The sequence below is a fragment of the Tenacibaculum sp. SDUM215027 genome (assembly GCF_050566205.1).
Taxonomy (GTDB): Bacteria; Bacteroidota; Bacteroidia; order Flavobacteriales; family Flavobacteriaceae; genus Polaribacter.
The window spans coordinates 24,696-42,706 of record NZ_JBNXUE010000002.1 but is presented as its reverse complement, the minus strand read 5'-3'; the positions used below and the strand labels follow the sequence as shown (position 1 = coordinate 42,706).

The following is an 18,011-nucleotide window of genomic DNA, read 5'->3' as shown; positions in this document are numbered from 1 at the left end:
AAGTAAATTCCGAGCATTGAAAAATCAATACTCGGAAAAATATTATTTTAACTCATCTTTTTATTAGAAATATCTAATCCTTTTGCTAAACTAAAAAGGTTTCCTAAGAGTGTTTGATCATCAGCAGATGTTGCTCTATCTTTTAAACTCATTAACAAATTAGCAATTGTTAAATTTTTAATATCCTCAGAAGAAATTCCATATTTCACTGCAAAATCTCTTACACGTTCCATTAAATTTCCTTTTACATCATCACTACTTAGTATAGCGTCTTTTACTTCTTGCAAATTACTACTGTTTTCAATCATCTTGTCCAGTCCTTTTGCCTTGGTGATTTGTCCCATGATTTGCTCAAAGAACATTGTTTCTCCACCTACTATATCAATCTTAGCAGATTTTAATGCTTGACTAATAACATCGGCTTGAGCATCTGCAATATCTTTTTGAATATTAATATGTGCTAAATCTACCTTTAAGTCTTTTTCTAATCGCAGTTTAAATTCTTCATGCTCTTTACCTACACCATCTAGCTTTTTCATTGCTGCTGCTTTCTCTTCGATTCCTGCTGCATCTGCTAAGGCTTTTTCTCTTATAACTTCCGCTTCAGCCATTCCTTCTTTTCTTAACGCTTCTGCTTTTGCCTCAACTCCTACAGCCTCAGCTTTTGCTTTCTTCTCAATAATTAAGGCTTCCATAGAACCAAATCGCTCACTAGCATCTGCTTTGGCATGCATTACTTGTGCCTCTGACATTCCTAAAGTAGCTTCTTCTTTTGCTTTTGCATCTGCTAATGTCTTACGAGCCTCTGCTTCTTTTTCACTTGCTTCTTTATTCGCCTGTGCTTCAATGTTAATTTCTTCAGCTTTTTGTTTTGCAGCTTCCTTCTGTGCTTCAGCTTCTTTAATTGTTTTAATTAAATCTTCTTGGGCTTTTGCTTCTGCCAATGTAATAGCAACTTGTTTTTCTCTTTCTGCTGTTTTAAACGCCTGAATATCTTTCATATTCTCTTGTTCTTCAACCACTCCTTTTTCTAAAGTAACACGATCACGAATAACATCTTGTATGTTCTTTTTTTCTACCTCAACTACTTTTTCTTTTTCAATTTGAGCTAATGTAACAATTCGCTCTCGCTCAGTAGCCTCTAACATTCTGTCTTTTTCTACTCTTTCAGTTTCAACAACATCAGTACGTAATTTGTTCTTAGCTGCTACAATAACTTGTCTTTGTTTATTTTCTTCTGCAACTTGTACTTTCTCTTCTGTTACTATTCTTGCCGACTCAGACTTTAATAACTCTTCTTGGTTAACTTTTAATATTTCAGCTTCTTCACGAGCTTTAACATTAGCTATTTCACGTTTTTGTTGCTCTTCTTTCTCTGCTAACTGTTTATCTAGTTCCAGAATAGCTTCTCGAGCTTCTACATCTTGCTTTCTAATCGTTTTTTCTTCATCTCTTTTGATTAGGTTTGCTTTGATGTTTTGTACAGCCGTTAATTCAGTAATTTTCTTAATCCCTTCAGCATCTAAAATATTATCTGCTTTTAAATAAGATACAGATGTTTGCTCTAAGTAATCAATTGCGCAATCTTCAAGCGTGTATCCATTTAAATCGGTTCCAATAATATCTACAATTTCGTCCCTAAACTCTCTACGAGCTTCGTATAAATCAGTAAAATCAAACTTTTTACCAACAGTTTTTAACGCCTCAGAAAACTTAGCTTCAAATAAATCTTCTAATGTTGAAATATCTGATGCTCTATCGCAACCTATAGTTTGTGCTACTTTTTTAATAAAATCTACTTCATTATTTACTCTCACAAAAAAGGCAACTTTAATATCTGCTCGCATATTGTCTCTACAAAGTAATCCATCATTACCTAAACGTTCTATTTGGATTTTTTTTACAGATACATCCATAATTTCTACTCTGTGAAATACAGGTATCACATACATCCCTTTATCTGTAGCTACTTTAGTTCCTCCAAAACCTGTTCGTATCAAAGCTTGTCCTTGTGGTACCTTTTTGTAGAACATTGCTATTATAGCAAAGTATAGAATAATAAGAAATAGAATTAATCCTACTCCTACTCCAATAACCTGTAATAAACTGTTTGTCATAGTTCTTTTTTTTTAAAAAATTTTGTTTTTAATTTATATATGATTGTGCGTAATAAAAAGACTTATCCTGACTTTGTTTTATAATCAAGATTTGCTCTCTAAATTGTATTGGACTCCCGTCTAATGATTTAATATTTATTGACAAATGAGTCCCTTCAGCTTTTACTTCAGCTGAACCTAATTTTTTTTCTTTAATATTAGATAAAGAAACACCTACTCTACCTACTATTTCTATCGGTAAATCTCCATGTTGATTCAAGTTCTTAAAAAAACTTTTAAAAGGTGTTGTGAATATTTTATTGATGAATAGCGACGGTAAAAAACCTATCAACATTAGTACAAAACCAAAGCTATTATTTATACTACCTGTTAAAACAGTAGAAAATACTGTACAAATCCACCAGATAAAAATCCAACATGTAAATGTGAACATAAAAGGCAGCCCTACAAAGTTGAAATAAATCAGAAAAATTTGCCACCATTTTAGTGGTTTTCTTTTTTTTCCTAATACATCCTCTTTATTTACTTCTGCATTTGAAACATCATGAAAATCTGCATTTCCTCCTTCAATACCTGAATCTGTATCTATATCGAAATCTGCATCAATATCTACGTCTATATCTAAATCGAAATCAATTCCAGAAATCATAGTTACCACCCAATACAATAGTAGTATAATCACTAAAATTGTTAAAGGTAAGTTTACAGATGAAAATATAATATCGGTAAAAGTGTTCAATTTTATGCGTCTTTATCGTTTAACCCTAATCTTTCTTTCAATTTCAATAAACTTTCTTCAGCCGAAGTTTCAGTAACGTCTGCCGCTTCCGATAATTCCTGATCTATTGATTTAGAAGATTTCGCTATTTCCCCATATGCTTCAGCTAGAGCCTCTTCTTGTTTTACTTTCTCTTTCATGCGTTCTAACATAGAAACTGTGCTTGTACTATCAACATCAGCCATTTGTTTATTCAAATTCTTTGTTGCTTTAGAAACTTTAACTCTAGCTTTTAATGTTTTCAACTCATTTTCCCATTTGCTAATATTCTGTTTAATTTCCTGAATATTATACTCTAATTTACTCACTGAATCATTGAATTGAAACTCTTCTTTTTTCACCATTAATATTTTATGGTTCATTTCTTCTTTTTTCATTAAAGCTTCCTTCGCTAGTCTGTCTGCCTCAGAAAGTTCCATATCTCCATTTTGTCCTTTTTTCAAAATTAATATCGCTTTTTGCTCATAATCTTGACTTTTAAAAGTTAACTCTTCTACATCGTTTTTAGCTCGAATAGCCAATGCTTTTACTTGTGCCAGTGACTCTAAACTTTTTTCGAGATTTAATTTTAAATCTCTGATTCCTTGTTCTGTCATTTTAATAGGGTCTTCCATTTTATCTATTGCAGAATTTGCTTCTGATTGCCCTATTTTAAAAAGTCTTCTAAAAAAATTCATATCTATTTTTTTTAATATTTTGAAAAATTAATAATGTGATCTGAGTATTCGCTCAAGAGTAAACTAAGCGAGTTTAAACTTGCTTCAAACTCATTAGCGTCCAAATTCTCTAACTGAAGTGTGTCTCTAAAAATAACACGTTCACCACTTTCATCTAAGACAAAAGCTCCATGAATTATATCTCTATTCTTTTGCAACAAGCTTTTAAAAACTTCTTGATTAGGCTCTTTAATTTTAAAGATATATTGTTCAAAAATTATAATTGGATTTGCAACCCCAATAATTAAGTTTTTTATCCCTTCGTTTTCTTTTTCAACAACGAAAATACCTTCTTCTTGATTTTCTTTTACAATATTGAAATTTAACTCCAGTAAAAAAACCTTTACTTTACTAAAATATGTGTTCATTTTTAAGCAGTTTGATTAGTTAATATAGCATTTTTTTTAAGCGATAATATTACAAAAAGTTTCTAAAATCAAAGACACCCAACATAACATTATTAATAACATAAATTCAATAATTTTTAATTTAAAATATTCCCTACTAATTTTTAAACTAAAAAAATTAGCAAAAACAAAAATAATTAGCTAATATTGTTTGCTCAAATATACAAAAATAAAAACATTTAGCAAACAAAATTAGCAAAACATGTCATTCTTTGGTAAAAACATAAAGAAAATTAGAAGTGTAAAACGTTTAAGTCAACAAGCTTTTGCAGAACTTTTCGACCTAAAAAGAGCTACACTGGGGGCTTATGAAGAAGGAAGAAGTGAACCAAAAATTGACACTATTATAAAAATTGCTAATTATTTTAGCATTCCTATAGATAACCTACTAACTTCAGAACTTACTGTTAATAATTTACTCCAATTTAAAGAGAACCTAACTCTAGAAACAGAAAAAACCTCCAAAGAAACCACCACTAAAATTCCTTGTATCACTGAAAAAGTAGCTATACAGTATCTTGAACATTACAATAAAACTTCTTTTATTGATGATTTATCTAAAATTCAACTCCCTATTAACTCACAAAAAAAACTTAGAGCTTACACCATTACAAATTTAGAAATGGCTAATCACGACAACGGATTATACCCTAAAGACATAGTAATAGGTGAATTTATACCAAACAATATTATAAAGAACTTAAAAAACGGAGAACTTACTCTTACTCTTGTAAAAAACGAACTAATACTACGTAGGCTTCATATTAATGATGACTCTATAACACTATGTGCAGATCATAAAAATGTACCCGACAAGGTATTTCCTCTTAAAGACATAAAAGAATTATGGAAAATACAATACGTGTTTTTTAACAGAGTTCCTGATTTTAACACCCCCATAGAAAACAAACTTTCTTTTTTAGAACAAGAACTTTTTAAATTAAAAAGAGAATTAGAATAAACCATTACTTAAATCCAGCTATTTTATCTTCTTCTAAAATCTCATTGGTTTCTTCTTGTACTTTTTTCAATACCTCATTTAAATCGGTTATTGTATCTAAATCGTTATGTGCTACCATATTTAACAAGGCTTTGTCTTGTGCGCGTCCTTTTTTCATCGCTTCTGCATATGGTATTTCTTCATTAAAAGTCACCATAGAGTACTTTGAAAAATATTCAGTTGGAAACGTTTTTTCTAAATCCATCTCTAACTTTCTCTTTTGCTTAAATAATGGATTCGCTACATGATCCCGCATTTCATAAAAGTTATCGATTGCTAAATCGGCAATCGCATCGGTATCTTCTTTACGTGCTTTTTCGTAGGCTTTAAAAGTAGCTTGCCAATCTCCTTTGTGCGCATCTAAAATTGTATCAAATACAGTTACATCTTCAAACGACGCATTCATTCCTTGTCCATAAAAAGGAACAATCGCATGTGCTGCATCTCCCATTAACAAGGTTTTGTTTTGATAATGCCAAGGTGAACATTTTACCGTTCCTAAAGCTCCCGTTGGGTTGTTTAAAAATTCGTCTTTTATACTTGGTATTAAAGCCAACGCATCTGAAAATTCTTTTTCAAAAAATTCAGTTATTTTTTCTTCAGAAGTTAAATTATTGAAGTTGTATTTTCCTTCATCATAGCTTAAAAATAAGGTTACCGTAAAACTTCCATCTAAATTAGGCAACGCGATTAACATATACTCTCCACGAGGCCAAATATGTAAATGGTCTCTACTTATCTGGTGATTTCCTAACTTATCTGCAGGAATTTCTAATTCTTTATATCCGTGAGATAAAAAGTTTTGTGAATAGCTGAACAAGAATTTTCTTTCTAAATAGTAGCTTTTTCTTAATGCAGATCCTGCTCCATCTGTCCCAAAAATCACATCTCCATCTACTGAAAACTCTTCTTTGGTATTGTAATCTTTAAAATGTGCTACAGTATTTTCAATATCTACCGAAGTACACTCTGTATTAAAATGTATTGTTACATTCTCGTGCTTCTCTGCTTCGGTCAATAAAATTCCATTTAAATCACCTCTTGAAATAGAGTTGATATACTCTCCTTCTCTACCTGAATAATTAGACGCAAAGGTATTTCCTTCTCTGTCGTGCATTAAGCGTCCGTACATCGGAATACAAATCTCACGAGCCTTTTCTTCTACACCACATAAACGTAGCGCTTTGAATCCTCGATCAGACAAGGCTAAATTGATTGACCTTCCTGCGGAAATGTCTGTTGTTCGTAAATCTGGACGACTTTCATACATTTCTACTTTATATCCTCTTTGCGCTAAACGAAGTGCTAGTAAACTTCCGCATAAACCAGCTCCTATAATTACTATGTTGTCTTTTTTACTCATTACAGTAATTCTTTTAATATTTCAACCATTCTAAACACATCTTCAAAACTGTTATACATTGGCACAGGAGCACAACGAATTACATCAGGTTCTCTCCAGTCGGTAATCACATTGTTCTCTGTTAACTTTTGATGCAACGACTTATCAGCATTTTTTACCTGAATAGATAATTGACAACCTCTTTCTTTTGGATTTGAAGGAGTGATGATTTTAATTCTATCCGTATCAATTTGATTGATTAAATATTCAAAATATCCTGTTAGTTTTTCTGATTTTGCTCTCAATGCTTCCACCCCTACTTCTTCAAACATATCTAATGAAGCTCTAATCGCTGCCATTGATAAAATTGGCGGATTACTCAACTGCCAACCTTCTCCTCCTGCCATTACATCGAATGGTTGACGCATGTTAAAACGAGTTTCTTTATTATGATTCCACCATCCTGCAAAACGCGGCAGGTCTTTATTGTGCGCATGTTTTTCATGCACAAATAAACCACCTAAACTTCCAGGTCCTGAGTTTAGATACTTATAAGTACACCAAGCTGCAAAATCTACTCCGCTATCGTGCAATTCTGGAGAAATATTTCCTGCTCCGTGTGCTAAATCTATTCCGACCATACAGTTTTTCGCATGCCCTATTTCAGCAATTCGCTTGATATCTAAATATTGTCCTGTATAATAGTTTACACCACCAATCAGTAGCAACGCGATTTCATCACCTTGTTCATCAACTATTTTCTCTAAGTCTTCTATTCGTAATAATTCTTCTCCTTCACGAGGCTTCCATTCAATCAATCCTTCCTCAGTATCAAACCCGTGGAAGTTTAATTGCGATTGCACTGCGTATCTATCTGAAGGAAATGCATCACTTTCAATTACTATTTTATACTTGGTTTTTGTAGGTTGATAAAACGATACCATTAACAAGTGTAAGTTCGTCGTTAATGTATTCATCACCACCACTTCTAGTGGTTTTGCTCCTACTATTTTCGCCATTGAATTGGTTAGAAACTCGTGATATGGCATCCAAGGATTCTGCGCTTCAAAGTGCCCTTCTACCCCAAATTTTGCCCAATCATCTAATTCTTGTTGAATATATTGTTGGGTTTGCTTAGGTTGTAATCCAAGAGAATTCCCTGTAAAATACAACCAATCATTCCCGTCTTTATCTTTAGGAATATGAAACCTATCTCTTACATGAGCTAGTTTATCTTCTTTATCTAATTGTTGCGCGTAATCAAGTGTTGTTTTATGCATGTTTTTTTACTTCTAAAAACACTAAAGATACTTTATTTTTAGTTCAAAATAAAAATCAAAGTGTTTCATTTAATGAAACAGTGTTTTATAAATCTACATATTTTTATTATATTAGTCAATAATTTTTAGAAAAAATGAATACAGATTCCAAAAATTTAAATCAATCTATCATCAAAGCTTTTACTCTTTTAGATGCTTTTACCGATGATAAAAAAGAATGGGGTGTGCGTGAATTAGCACTTAAAACTGGTTACAACAAAAGCACAACCTATAGGTTATTAAGCACGTTAGTTTTATTGAATGTGGTACATCAAAACAATAATGAAAAATATCAATTAGGGAGTAAATTATTTGAGTTAGGCAACCGAGTTTCATTGTACAAATCACTTAGAAACTTAACCAATATCCCAATACAAAAAGCAGCTTTAGATATTCAGGAAACTGTTTTACTAGGTATTTTAAAAGACCACCAAGTTTTTCATATCAACAAAGCTGATAGTTTACAAGGACTAAAAATAAGTACCTCTATTGGTTCTTATGCTCCTGTTAATTGTAGCGCCATAGGGAAGTTATTATTAGCCTTTTCTTCGTTGGAGACACAAGAAACATTTTTTAGTTCTGTTACGCTACGATCATTCACAAAGAATACGATTACCTCAGCTTCAAAACTCAAAAAAGAATTACAATTAATTCAGCAACAAAAATTTGCTTTAGATATTGAAGAGTCCGAGCTTGGTTTGGTATGTATAGCAATGCCCATTTACAATAAAAAAGGAAAGGTTATTGCTGGAATGAGCGCATCTGGACCTTCTAGTAGATTTAGAATGGAAAATGTTCAAAATTATATTACTATTTTACAAAAGGGCGCAACAGAAATAGAGCAATCTTTACAAAGCTTCGAAAACTTATAACATGGAACAAATCAGGAAATATTTTGAAACTTTTTCTTTTTTAAACGATCAAGAATGGCATTACTTTTCTTCTAAGCTTCAACATCAAACTTTTCAAAAAAAGGAAATTGTTTTATCTAAAGGAGCCACTGAAAACTACCTTTCATTTGTTGAAAACGGAATTTTACGGTTGTTTATCCCAAAAATTGAAAATGATGTAACTTTTGGTTTTGTTTTTAAAAACAGTTTTATAAGTGCTTACGATTCTTTCTTAACACAAACCTCTTGTGGGTATAGTATAGAAACCTTAGCTCCTACCTCGTTATGGAGATTATCGTTTGATGATTTGGAAGACATCTATAAAAACACCTCTATTGGCAATGAAATTGGACGAAAAAATGCAGAAAATTTATTCTTACTAAAATCAAAACGAGAACTTTCATTATTGAGCAACACTCCAGAAGAAAGATACCTCAATCTTTTTCATGAAAGACCTGAGCTAATTCAACAAATTCCTTTAAAATATATAGCGTCATATATTGGTATAACCCCTCAAGCACTCAGCAGAATTAGAAAACGAATTTCTTAACTTAAGTTCATTGTTTACATTCGAAAGTTTATTCAATTTTGAATAAAACTTTTTTATCTATGAAACCGTTATTTATTTTACTACTTACCTTCCTAGTTACAGTAGGTGTTCAAAAACTTTTTTTTAAAACCATAAACTATTCGCTTTCTGGTAGAATAGCAATGTGTACTATGCTATTATTTACTGCTTTAGGACATTTTGTTTTTACGGAAGGCATGAGTAAAATGATTCCGAATTTTATCCCCTTAAGATCATCTATCGTAACGCTAACAGGAGTACTAGAAATTATGTTGGCTATTGGTTTATTATTACCAAACTATGTGAAAATTACAGGTTGGATTCTTATTTTATTTTTACTACTCATACTACCAACCAATATAAAAGCTAGCTTAGAAAACTTGAATTACCAAACAGGAAATTATGACGGAAAAGGGATTACTTACTTATGGTTTAGAATTCCTTTACAACTCTTTTTTATTGCTTGGGTGTATTTTTTTACTTTAAGGAAGTAATTTCAAATAAAAAAAGGTCTACATTAAAATGCAGACCTTGAATAATATAATTTGTTTAAGACACGATTTAGTACAATACTCTAAACTTAATCGTTCCTTCTACCTTTTTCAGTTTTGTTATCACTTCTTGATTGTATTCTTTATCAACATCAGTAATTACATATCCTACCTTTTCATCAGTAGATAAGTATTGCCCCGTAATATTCAACTCATATTTAGCTAACACCTTGTTAATTTTCGCCATTATACCAGGCACATTTTTATGAATATGTAAAAAACGATGTGCATTTTTATGTTTTGGTAAGCGAATATTTGGGAAGTTTACTGCATCAACCGTATTTCCAGAATTGATATACGCCATAATCTTATTCGGAACAAAATCAGCAATATCTTTTTGAGCTTCTTCAGTACTACCACCTACATGTGGAGTTAAAATCACATTATCCAGTCCTTTTAATTCCGTATAAAAATCACCATTTTTTCTTGGCTCTTCAGGATAAACATCCACTGCAGCTCCAGCAATCTTACCAGATTTCAAACCATCAACTAAAGCTTCAATATCTACTACAAAACCACGAGATAAGTTCACCAAGTGTGCACCATTTTTCATTTGTGCTATTTCCTCTTTTCCTATGTAGTTTTTATTCGCTGAATTATCATCAACATGTAACGTAACTACATCTGAAATATTCAATAATTCATTTAATGTATCTATTTTTGTGGCATTCCCTAAAGATAATTTATCTTCTACATCATAATAGTAAACATCCATACCTAAAGCTTCTGCTAATACAGATAATTGCTTACCAATGTTTCCATACCCAACAATCCCTAGCTTTTTACCGCGGACTTCTCTTGATCCTTGCGCTGTTTTATTCCATTGACCGTTATGGATTTCTGTACTTCTTTGAAACACACTACGCATTAACATTATAATCTCTCCAATAGCTAATTCTACTACCGAACGCGTATTACTATATGGTGCATTAAAAACTACTACTCCACCCTCTTTACAAGCCTCTAAATCAATCTGCTTCGTACCTATACAAAAAGCAGAAACTACCATTAACTTTTCGGCAGCTTCAATAACTTTACGAGTTACTTGTGTTTTAGAACGGATTCCTAACACATGAACATCTTTTAATTTTTCAATCAATTCATCTTCTGATAAACTTCTTGATACAGTTTCTACTGAAAATCCATCACCTGTTAACTTTGTAAAAGCATCAGAGTGTACGTTTTCTAATAATAATATCTTAATTCTGTTCTTTGGATATGATAAGTTTCTAGGCAATTTGTTAACGTATAAAAATTCATCTAAATTCGGCGTAATATGATCGGCGTTTGCAATCGTTTTATCTCTTGATACATTCTCTGTATATGCAAAAAAAGTATCGGCAACACCTGCTTCTTTGGTAACTGCATCACTATACCCATCACCAATAACTTGTACTTCACCTTCTAAATTTAAGGATTTTAAACAATCTATCTTACCATTATGTTTAGATAATGGGTTTTCCGTGTCAAATCCAACAATAACTCCATCGTTATCAAACTCAAAAGTATTTGCAAATACTCTTTCTGAAGGAATGTTATATTCAGCAACTATAGGATCAATAAATTCTTTAAACCCAGCTGAAATCACATAAATATCATCAGAAAAGCTTTCAAAAAATTCTTTATTTCTTTCTATAGAAGGAGATACTTTTTGCCTTAACTCTTCTATTAACAAAGGTAAATCTGACTTTTTAGCACTTAATAACTGAATGCGTTTTTCTAAGGATTCAGTAAAGGATACTTCACCATCAATTCCTTGATTTGTAATATGGATTACTTCTTGAATAATCTCTTCCTTTTTTTGATTTCCTTTTAAAGTGATTTCAGCTAAAACATCTAATGCTTCCACACTGGTTAGTGTGCTATCGAAATCGAAAACGAAATTTCGTTTTACTAAATTCATGTTACTTATTTATGTTTTTGTTGTTGTGTTGTTAAGCCAACGAATGTACAAAGGTTTTCTTAAAAACACATATTACGAACCCCTTAAGTTTCAGTTTTTAAATAAAGAAAACACACTTCTTAAAAGCTATTACTTTTTAAGGTTTTACACCTTTAAAAAGCTTCAATTTTAAATCAATAAGAACAACCACCAAAAAGCGGGTATAGCTTCTACCCAGAAAGAACTATAATATTTAGATTGATTTACTTTTGATCTCATTAATAAAACTAAAAGTACAGAAAACAATACTAAAAAAACAGTTCGAAAATGAGTATTAGGACTAATAATAAACTCCAACACCAAACACAACCCTAACAAAACAGCACCAAACTTTTTAGTGTTTTCTATACCTATTTTTTTAGGAATGGTTTGTAAAGAGATAGCATCATATTGTACATCTCTAATATCAAAAGGGAGAATTAATATCACCACTAATAAAAACCGTTGTATCGCAGATAGGTACACTTCACTTGTAAAAGAAGTTTCACTCGCGTATACTGGTAATAATACCGTGGTTCCTGCCCATACCAAAGCCACCACTACTATTTTTAAATAACCAATGCTTCGTAAGTTTTTTTGAAATCCACTTAAAAAAGGCACTGCATACAAGAAAGTTAACAAACCAAAAGGCATAAAAAACAATAACGTCCTTAACGGAAGTAACCATGCGTAATAACACATCAACAAGAAACAAATCAGTGAAAATATTTGAATAATTTGTAAATTTTTAGTCAAACTTCGATGATGTAGTTTCGCTACTCCTGCATATTTAACAAAGTTATACCCAGTAATTGTCGCAAAAAACACAAAAAAACCAAGTGATTCATCATACGAAAAACCAAAGTATAGCTCTGTAATTCTAAACAAAGAAAACACAGATAAGGCTACATGAATACTAGAGTTTATATAAAAATCGAGTACTTTTTTTAAAAGCTTCATTCAACAAAAATAACTTTTCTGTTTATAACCAGCTGTTTTGGTTAATAAAATATTGCTTTTAACAAAAAAATATGTAGTATCAAATCAACCAATTTCACTATTTTTGAGGCACGAAAAACAACAACACAATAATGAACACAAATTCATTTCAACTAAGGCATATAGGTCCTCGTGTTAAAGATCAGGATCAAATGCTTCAAACAATTGGCATAGAGAGTTTAGACCAATTGATTTACGAAACTATCCCCGACGATATCCGCTTACATAAAGAGTTAGATTTAGCCCCTGCTATGAGCGAATATGAATACCTAAATCACATTAACGAATTAGGTGCAAAAAACAACGTTTTTAAAAGTTATATCGGTTTAGGATATCACGAAGCTATTATACCTAGCGTTATACAACGTAATATTTTAGAAAACCCGGGATGGTATACTGCTTATACCCCTTACCAAGCTGAAATAGCGCAAGGGCGTTTAGAAGCCTTGTTAAATTATCAAACTATGATTTGTGATTTAACAGGAATGGAATTAGCCAATGCTTCATTATTAGACGAAAGTACTGCAGCTGCCGAAGCCATGGCGTTATTATTTGACATTCGTGAACGCGCACAAAAGAAAGCAAACGTAAACAAGTTCTTTGTTTCAGAAGAAATTTTACCACAAACCTTATCGGTTTTACAAACACGTGCTATTCCTATCGGAATTGAATTAGTAGTTGGTAATCATGAAGAATTTGATTTTTCTGAAGAATTCTACGGTGCTATCGTACAATACCCTGGAAAGCATGGACAAGTGTATGATTACACCGATTTCGTAGCTAATTGTAACGCAAACAATATTAAAGTAGCTGTTGCTGCTGATATTTTATCATTAGTAAAATTAAAAGCTCCTGCTGAATTTGGTGCTGATGTTGTTGTAGGTACTACACAACGTTTTGGTATTCCTTTAGGATATGGAGGGCCTCACGCTGGATATTTTGCAACGAAAGAAGCTTACAAGCGTAGTATTCCTGGTCGTATTATTGGAGTTACAAAAGATGTTGACGGTAGTCGTGCTTTACGTATGGCATTACAAACACGTGAACAACACATTAAACGTGAAAAAGCAACTTCAAACATTTGTACTGCACAGGTATTATTAGCTGTTATGGCAGGTATGTATGCTGTATACCACGGTAAAGATGGTTTACAATACATTGCAGATCGTGTATACACAAGCACTATAACCTTAGCAAAAGCTTTAACCGATTTAGGATTCAAACAAAAGAATAGTGCTTATTTTGATACTATTTTAGTTGAAGTTGAAGCAGACAAATTACGTCCAGTAGCTGAAGCAAACGGAATCAATTTTAACTACATTGATGAAAACCATATTTCAATCTCTGTAAACGAAACCGTTGGATTAAAAGAAATCAACGAAATTGTTGATTGTTTCGAACAAGCATTCAATATCAAAGATATTTTGGTTACTGAATTTACTACTACAGATGTAATTCCTGCAGATGTAAAAAGAGCAACTTCTTTCTTAGATAACGATATATTCAACACGTATCAATCAGAAACTGATATGATGCGTTATATTAAAAAATTAGAACGTAAAGATTTAGCATTAAATCACTCAATGATCTCTTTAGGGTCTTGTACCATGAAGTTAAATGCTGCTTCTGAAATGTTACCGTTGAGTAACCCTCAATGGGGAAATATTCACCCATTTGCACCATTAAACCAAGCTGAAGGATATCAAATCATGTTAGATAACCTTGAAAAGCAATTAAACGTAGTTACTGGTTTTGCAGGTACTTCTTTACAACCTAACTCTGGTGCACAAGGAGAATTTGCTGGATTAATGACTATTAGAGCATATCACGAAGCAAATGGAGACACCAACAGAAACATCTGTTTAATTCCTGCATCTGCTCACGGAACTAACCCAGCATCTGCTGTTATGGCGGGTATGAAAGTGGTAGTTACCAAAACGGATGAAAGAGGAAACATCGACGTAGAAGATTTACGTGCTAAAGCTGAAAAACATGCCGATAATTTAGCTGCTTTAATGGTAACCTACCCATCTACTCATGGAGTATATGAAAAGGCTATTAAAGAGATTACGCAAATTATTCATGATAATGGTGGACAAGTATATATGGACGGTGCAAATATGAACGCACAGGTAGGATTAACAAATCCTGCAACTATTGGTGCAGATGTTTGTCACTTAAACTTACACAAAACATTTGCGATTCCTCACGGTGGTGGTGGACCAGGTGTTGGACCAATTTGTGTGGCTCCACAATTAGTTCCGTTTTTACCAACCAATCCAGTAATAGCAACTGGTGGTGACAATGCCATTACTGCTATTTCAGCTGCTCCTTGGGGTTCAGCATTGGTATGTTTAATTTCTTACGGATACATTACTATGTTAGGTGCTGACGGGTTAACAAACTCTACTAAGAATGCAATTTTAAACGCAAACTATATTAAAGAGCGTTTAAGCGGGCATTATAGCACTTTATATACAGGAGAAATGAACCGTGCAGCACACGAAATGATTTTAGACTGTCGTGAGTTTAAACAAAACGGAATTGAAGTTACTGATATTGCGAAGCGTTTAATGGACTACGGATTCCACGCACCTACCGTATCTTTCCCTGTAGCGGGAACAATTATGGTAGAGCCTACCGAGTCTGAAGGTGTAACTGAGTTAGATCGTTTTTGTGATGCCTTAATCTCTATTAGAAAAGAGATTGCTGAAGCAAGCAAGGAAACTCCTAACAACCCGCTTAAAAACGCACCTCATACGCAAGAAATGTTAACTGCTGATGAATGGGATTTACCATATTCTCGTAAGCAAGCAGCATTTCCTTTAGATTATATTGCAGACAATAAGTTTTGGCCTTCTGTACGTCGTGTAGACGATGCTTTCGGTGATCGTAACTTAATTTGTTCTTGTAATCCTATTGAAGATTACATGGAAGCGGAAGCTTAGAAGTAAAATTCATACAAACTCAAAAACCTCATCAGAAAAGATGAGGTTTTTGCTTTTATAAACTATGCTAAAACGGTCATTTCGAAGAAACGATTTTATAAGCGACTGAAAAACCGTGAGGTTCAGTGGAGCTAAACCTCATGAATGTGTGTTACTCATAACATTAAGACCTCTCATATCCATTCGAGGTGACAAGTAAACAAGAAAAAGATTGCTTCGTCCTACCTCCTCGCAATAATGGTTACAAAAACGTCCTTAGAAAACAAATCAAAAATTAACAACTAACTGTCACTTCGAGTGAAATTCATGAAACATAGTGAAGGGAATTTTGTATCGAGAAGTATTCGATAATAACGAGGTTCTCGATACTATTTTGTTCCTCTACATTGCACAAAATTACTCGAACTGACACTGAACGAAGTCGAAATGAAAAGTAACATAACCTCATGAATCAAAATTGGTCATTTCGAACAGAGCGATAGCGAAGTGTGAGAAATCTCAACAATAGGAATTACCCATCTCATGAGATTCCTCCTATCATCAGAATAACGTGAATTAATTTCAATGACAAAACAAAACGTCATTCTGACAGAGTGATTTTATAAACGACAAAAAACCTCAACAATACAAGTTACCCATCTTAAAGAGATTTAGCTCCGCTGAACCTTTCGGTTTCTCCCTCTGGTTGAAATGACATCATAACAAAGCATCCCCACTCTACCCTATTTTTATATATTTGAAAAAAATTACTAGTAGTCGCAACTCTATTTTAAATGGCATACATTTCTATAATTATACTAGTAGGTATTTTTCTTGTATTCAAAAAAAATTCCTCAACAACTAAGTGGAAACAACCAACAACTCCATTCCCTGATAAGTGGAAAATTATTTTAACTAAAAAAGTTGCTTTTTACAACGCACTCACTCCTGATGAAAAAGAATTATTCGAGTTTAAAGTTTTTGAATTCCTATTAAATCATGAGGTTATTGGTGTTGATGTTACGGTTACAATTACTGACAAATTACTGATAGCTTCTAGTGCTGTAATTCCTATTTTTAATTTTCCTGAATGGCGCTATCCTAACATCAAAGAAATCATTTTATACCCTGCCATGTTTAACGAGCATTTTGAAACCGAAGGAAACAACCGAAGAATTTTAGGAATGGTAGGTAACGGGTATTTAGAAGGAAAAATGATTTTATCTAAACCTGCTTTACATTTAGGTTTTGAAAATGAAACTGATAAAAAGAATACTGCCATCCATGAGTTTGTACATTTAATTGATAAACTAGATGGTAATATTGACGGAGTACCACATGTATTATTAGAAAAGCAATACAGTATTCCGTGGGTAGACTTAATCAACAAAAAAATTGAAGAAATATACAACGATGCTTCCGATATCAATCCGTATGGTGGGACTAACAAAGCGGAGTTTTTCTCGGTTGCAAGCGAATACTTTTTTGAACGTCCGAAGTTATTAGCCAGAAAACATCCTGAGCTTTATGCGTTACTGGAGCAAATCTTTAAACAAGATATGGATGACCTGAACTTACATTTAAAACGTTTGGATATTTCCAGAAACGATCCTTGTCCTTGTGATAGCGGTGTGAAATACAAGAAGTGTTGCGGGGTGAACTAGACCTTCTCCTCTACTCGTCATTTCGAAGGAGGTACGACTGAAGTAATCTTACTCTCGACTAATAGATTGCTTGGTTCCACTCGCAATGACGAAACATTCTGTCATCTCGAACTGAAGCAACGCGGAATGTGAGAGATCTAAACAATAGGAACTACTCATATGAATAAGATTTCTCCCTCTGGTCGAAATGACAATAAACAAGACGTCATTACGAAGGAGGTTACGACTGAAGTAATCTCTCCGTCGACTAACAGATTACTTCGTTTCACTCGCAATGACCAAACATTCTGTCATCTCGAACTGGAGCAACGCGGAATGTGAGAGATCTCAACAATGTAAGATACTCACTTTCATTTTGTTATCAATTTTATATTTTCATATATTTAAAAAACTAAAAAACAAATCACTAACCCCAAACTAACTACTATGAAACAAAAAATTCTATTTGTATTAAGTCTACTTTTCGGATTAATGTTTATTAATTCAGGATTAAACAAATTCTTAAACTACATGCCAATGCCTGAAGATTTACCCGAAAAAATGATGAGTACTATGACCGCTATGATGGAAATTGGTTGGCTAATGCCCTTAGTAGGTATTGCTGAAATTTTAGGAGGTATTCTATTCATTATTCCAAAGACCAGAGCCTTAGGAGCTGTAGTTATTTTTCCTGTAATGATAGGAATTATGCTTACACACATTTTTCAAGCTCCTTCCGGACTTCCTATGGCTATAGCACTATTTGCTATTAACCTTTGGGTGATTTATGAAAACTGTGATGCTTATAAACCTATGGTAAAATAAGGACTATC

Annotated in this window: 15 protein-coding genes; 7 read left to right on the top strand and 8 right to left on the bottom strand. The window is 32.9% G+C overall.

The window, feature by feature from the left end; genetic code table 11:
* Window positions 1–47 precede the first annotated feature (47 nt).
* The 4 genes from ACQYZ7_RS06270 to ACQYZ7_RS06255 are packed head-to-tail and all read right to left on the bottom strand — an operon-like array spanning window position 48 to window position 3,979.
* Window positions 48–2,117, bottom strand: coding sequence for a flotillin family protein (locus ACQYZ7_RS06270; protein ID WP_430728921.1), 2,070 nt, complete (start codon window positions 2,115–2,117; stop codon window positions 48–50).
* A gap of 28 nt (window positions 2,118–2,145) precedes the next feature.
* Window positions 2,146–2,856 (bottom strand): hypothetical protein, encoded by a 711-nt coding sequence (locus tag ACQYZ7_RS06265; protein WP_430728920.1) that lies wholly within the window; start codon window positions 2,854–2,856, stop codon window positions 2,146–2,148.
* Window positions 2,857–2,858: 2 nt separating this feature from the next.
* Window positions 2,859–3,572: a PspA/IM30 family protein gene (locus ACQYZ7_RS06260; protein ID WP_430728919.1), complete on the bottom strand. Its 714-nt coding sequence runs from the start codon at window positions 3,570–3,572 to the stop codon at window positions 2,859–2,861.
* An 11-nt stretch (window positions 3,573–3,583) separates the two neighbouring features.
* Entirely contained in the window at window positions 3,584–3,979 is a 396-nt protein-coding gene (locus ACQYZ7_RS06255) for a molecular chaperone Tir (RefSeq protein ID WP_430728918.1), read from the bottom strand.
* A gap of 241 nt (window positions 3,980–4,220) precedes the next feature.
* Here ACQYZ7_RS06255 and ACQYZ7_RS06250 point away from each other — a divergent pair, with 241 nt between their 5' ends.
* Window positions 4,221–4,979 (top strand): helix-turn-helix domain-containing protein, encoded by a 759-nt coding sequence (locus ACQYZ7_RS06250; RefSeq protein ID WP_430728917.1) that lies wholly within the window; start codon window positions 4,221–4,223, stop codon window positions 4,977–4,979.
* A 4-nt stretch (window positions 4,980–4,983) separates the two neighbouring features.
* Here ACQYZ7_RS06250 and ACQYZ7_RS06245 read toward each other — a convergent pair whose 3' ends face one another.
* Both ACQYZ7_RS06245 and kynU read right to left on the bottom strand, forming a co-directional pair.
* Entirely contained in the window at window positions 4,984–6,381 is a 1,398-nt protein-coding gene (locus ACQYZ7_RS06245; RefSeq protein ID WP_430728916.1) for an FAD-dependent oxidoreductase, read from the bottom strand.
* On the bottom strand, window positions 6,381–7,640 hold the full coding sequence (gene kynU, locus ACQYZ7_RS06240) for a kynureninase (RefSeq protein WP_430728915.1): 1,260 nt from the start codon (window positions 7,638–7,640) through the stop codon (window positions 6,381–6,383). Before kynU ends, ACQYZ7_RS06245 begins: the two co-directional genes overlap by 1 nt.
* 134 nt (window positions 7,641–7,774) lie before the next feature.
* Here kynU and ACQYZ7_RS06235 point away from each other — a divergent pair, with 134 nt between their 5' ends.
* From ACQYZ7_RS06235 to ACQYZ7_RS06225, 3 genes are read left to right on the top strand one after another with little or no spacing between them, the layout of a single operon-like run.
* On the top strand, window positions 7,775–8,551 hold the full coding sequence (locus ACQYZ7_RS06235; protein ID WP_430728914.1) for an IclR family transcriptional regulator: 777 nt from the start codon (window positions 7,775–7,777) through the stop codon (window positions 8,549–8,551).
* A gap of 1 nt (window position 8,552) precedes the next feature.
* Window positions 8,553–9,119, top strand: a complete 567-nt coding sequence (locus ACQYZ7_RS06230; protein WP_430728913.1) for a Crp/Fnr family transcriptional regulator — start codon at window positions 8,553–8,555, stop codon at window positions 9,117–9,119.
* Between the two features lie 59 nt (window positions 9,120–9,178).
* Complete coding sequence (locus ACQYZ7_RS06225) at window positions 9,179–9,631, top strand: DoxX family protein (protein WP_430728912.1); 453 nt, start codon at window positions 9,179–9,181, stop codon at window positions 9,629–9,631.
* 67 nt (window positions 9,632–9,698) lie between these two features.
* Here ACQYZ7_RS06225 and serA read toward each other — a convergent pair whose 3' ends face one another.
* The gene (gene serA / locus ACQYZ7_RS06220; RefSeq protein ID WP_430728911.1) at window positions 9,699–11,591 is read right to left on the bottom strand and encodes a phosphoglycerate dehydrogenase; all 1,893 of its coding nucleotides are present in this window, start codon (window positions 11,589–11,591) and stop codon (window positions 9,699–9,701) included.
* 168 nt (window positions 11,592–11,759) lie between these two features.
* Complete coding sequence (locus tag ACQYZ7_RS06215) at window positions 11,760–12,569, bottom strand: hypothetical protein (protein WP_430728910.1); 810 nt, start codon at window positions 12,567–12,569, stop codon at window positions 11,760–11,762.
* Between the two features lie 131 nt (window positions 12,570–12,700).
* On the opposite strand from ACQYZ7_RS06215, the gene gcvP reads away from it, so the two are divergent.
* The 3 genes from gcvP (at window position 12,701) to ACQYZ7_RS06200 (ending at window position 18,003) form a co-directional block, all read left to right on the top strand.
* On the top strand, window positions 12,701–15,556 hold the full coding sequence (gcvP, locus tag ACQYZ7_RS06210) for an aminomethyl-transferring glycine dehydrogenase (protein WP_430728909.1): 2,856 nt from the start codon (window positions 12,701–12,703) through the stop codon (window positions 15,554–15,556).
* A 773-nt stretch (window positions 15,557–16,329) separates the two neighbouring features.
* Complete coding sequence (locus ACQYZ7_RS06205; RefSeq protein ID WP_430728908.1) at window positions 16,330–17,199, top strand: zinc-dependent peptidase; 870 nt, start codon at window positions 16,330–16,332, stop codon at window positions 17,197–17,199.
* Between the two features lie 426 nt (window positions 17,200–17,625).
* The gene (locus ACQYZ7_RS06200; RefSeq protein ID WP_430728907.1) at window positions 17,626–18,003 is read left to right on the top strand and encodes a DoxX family protein; all 378 of its coding nucleotides are present in this window, start codon (window positions 17,626–17,628) and stop codon (window positions 18,001–18,003) included.
* Window positions 18,004–18,011 lie beyond the last annotated feature (8 nt).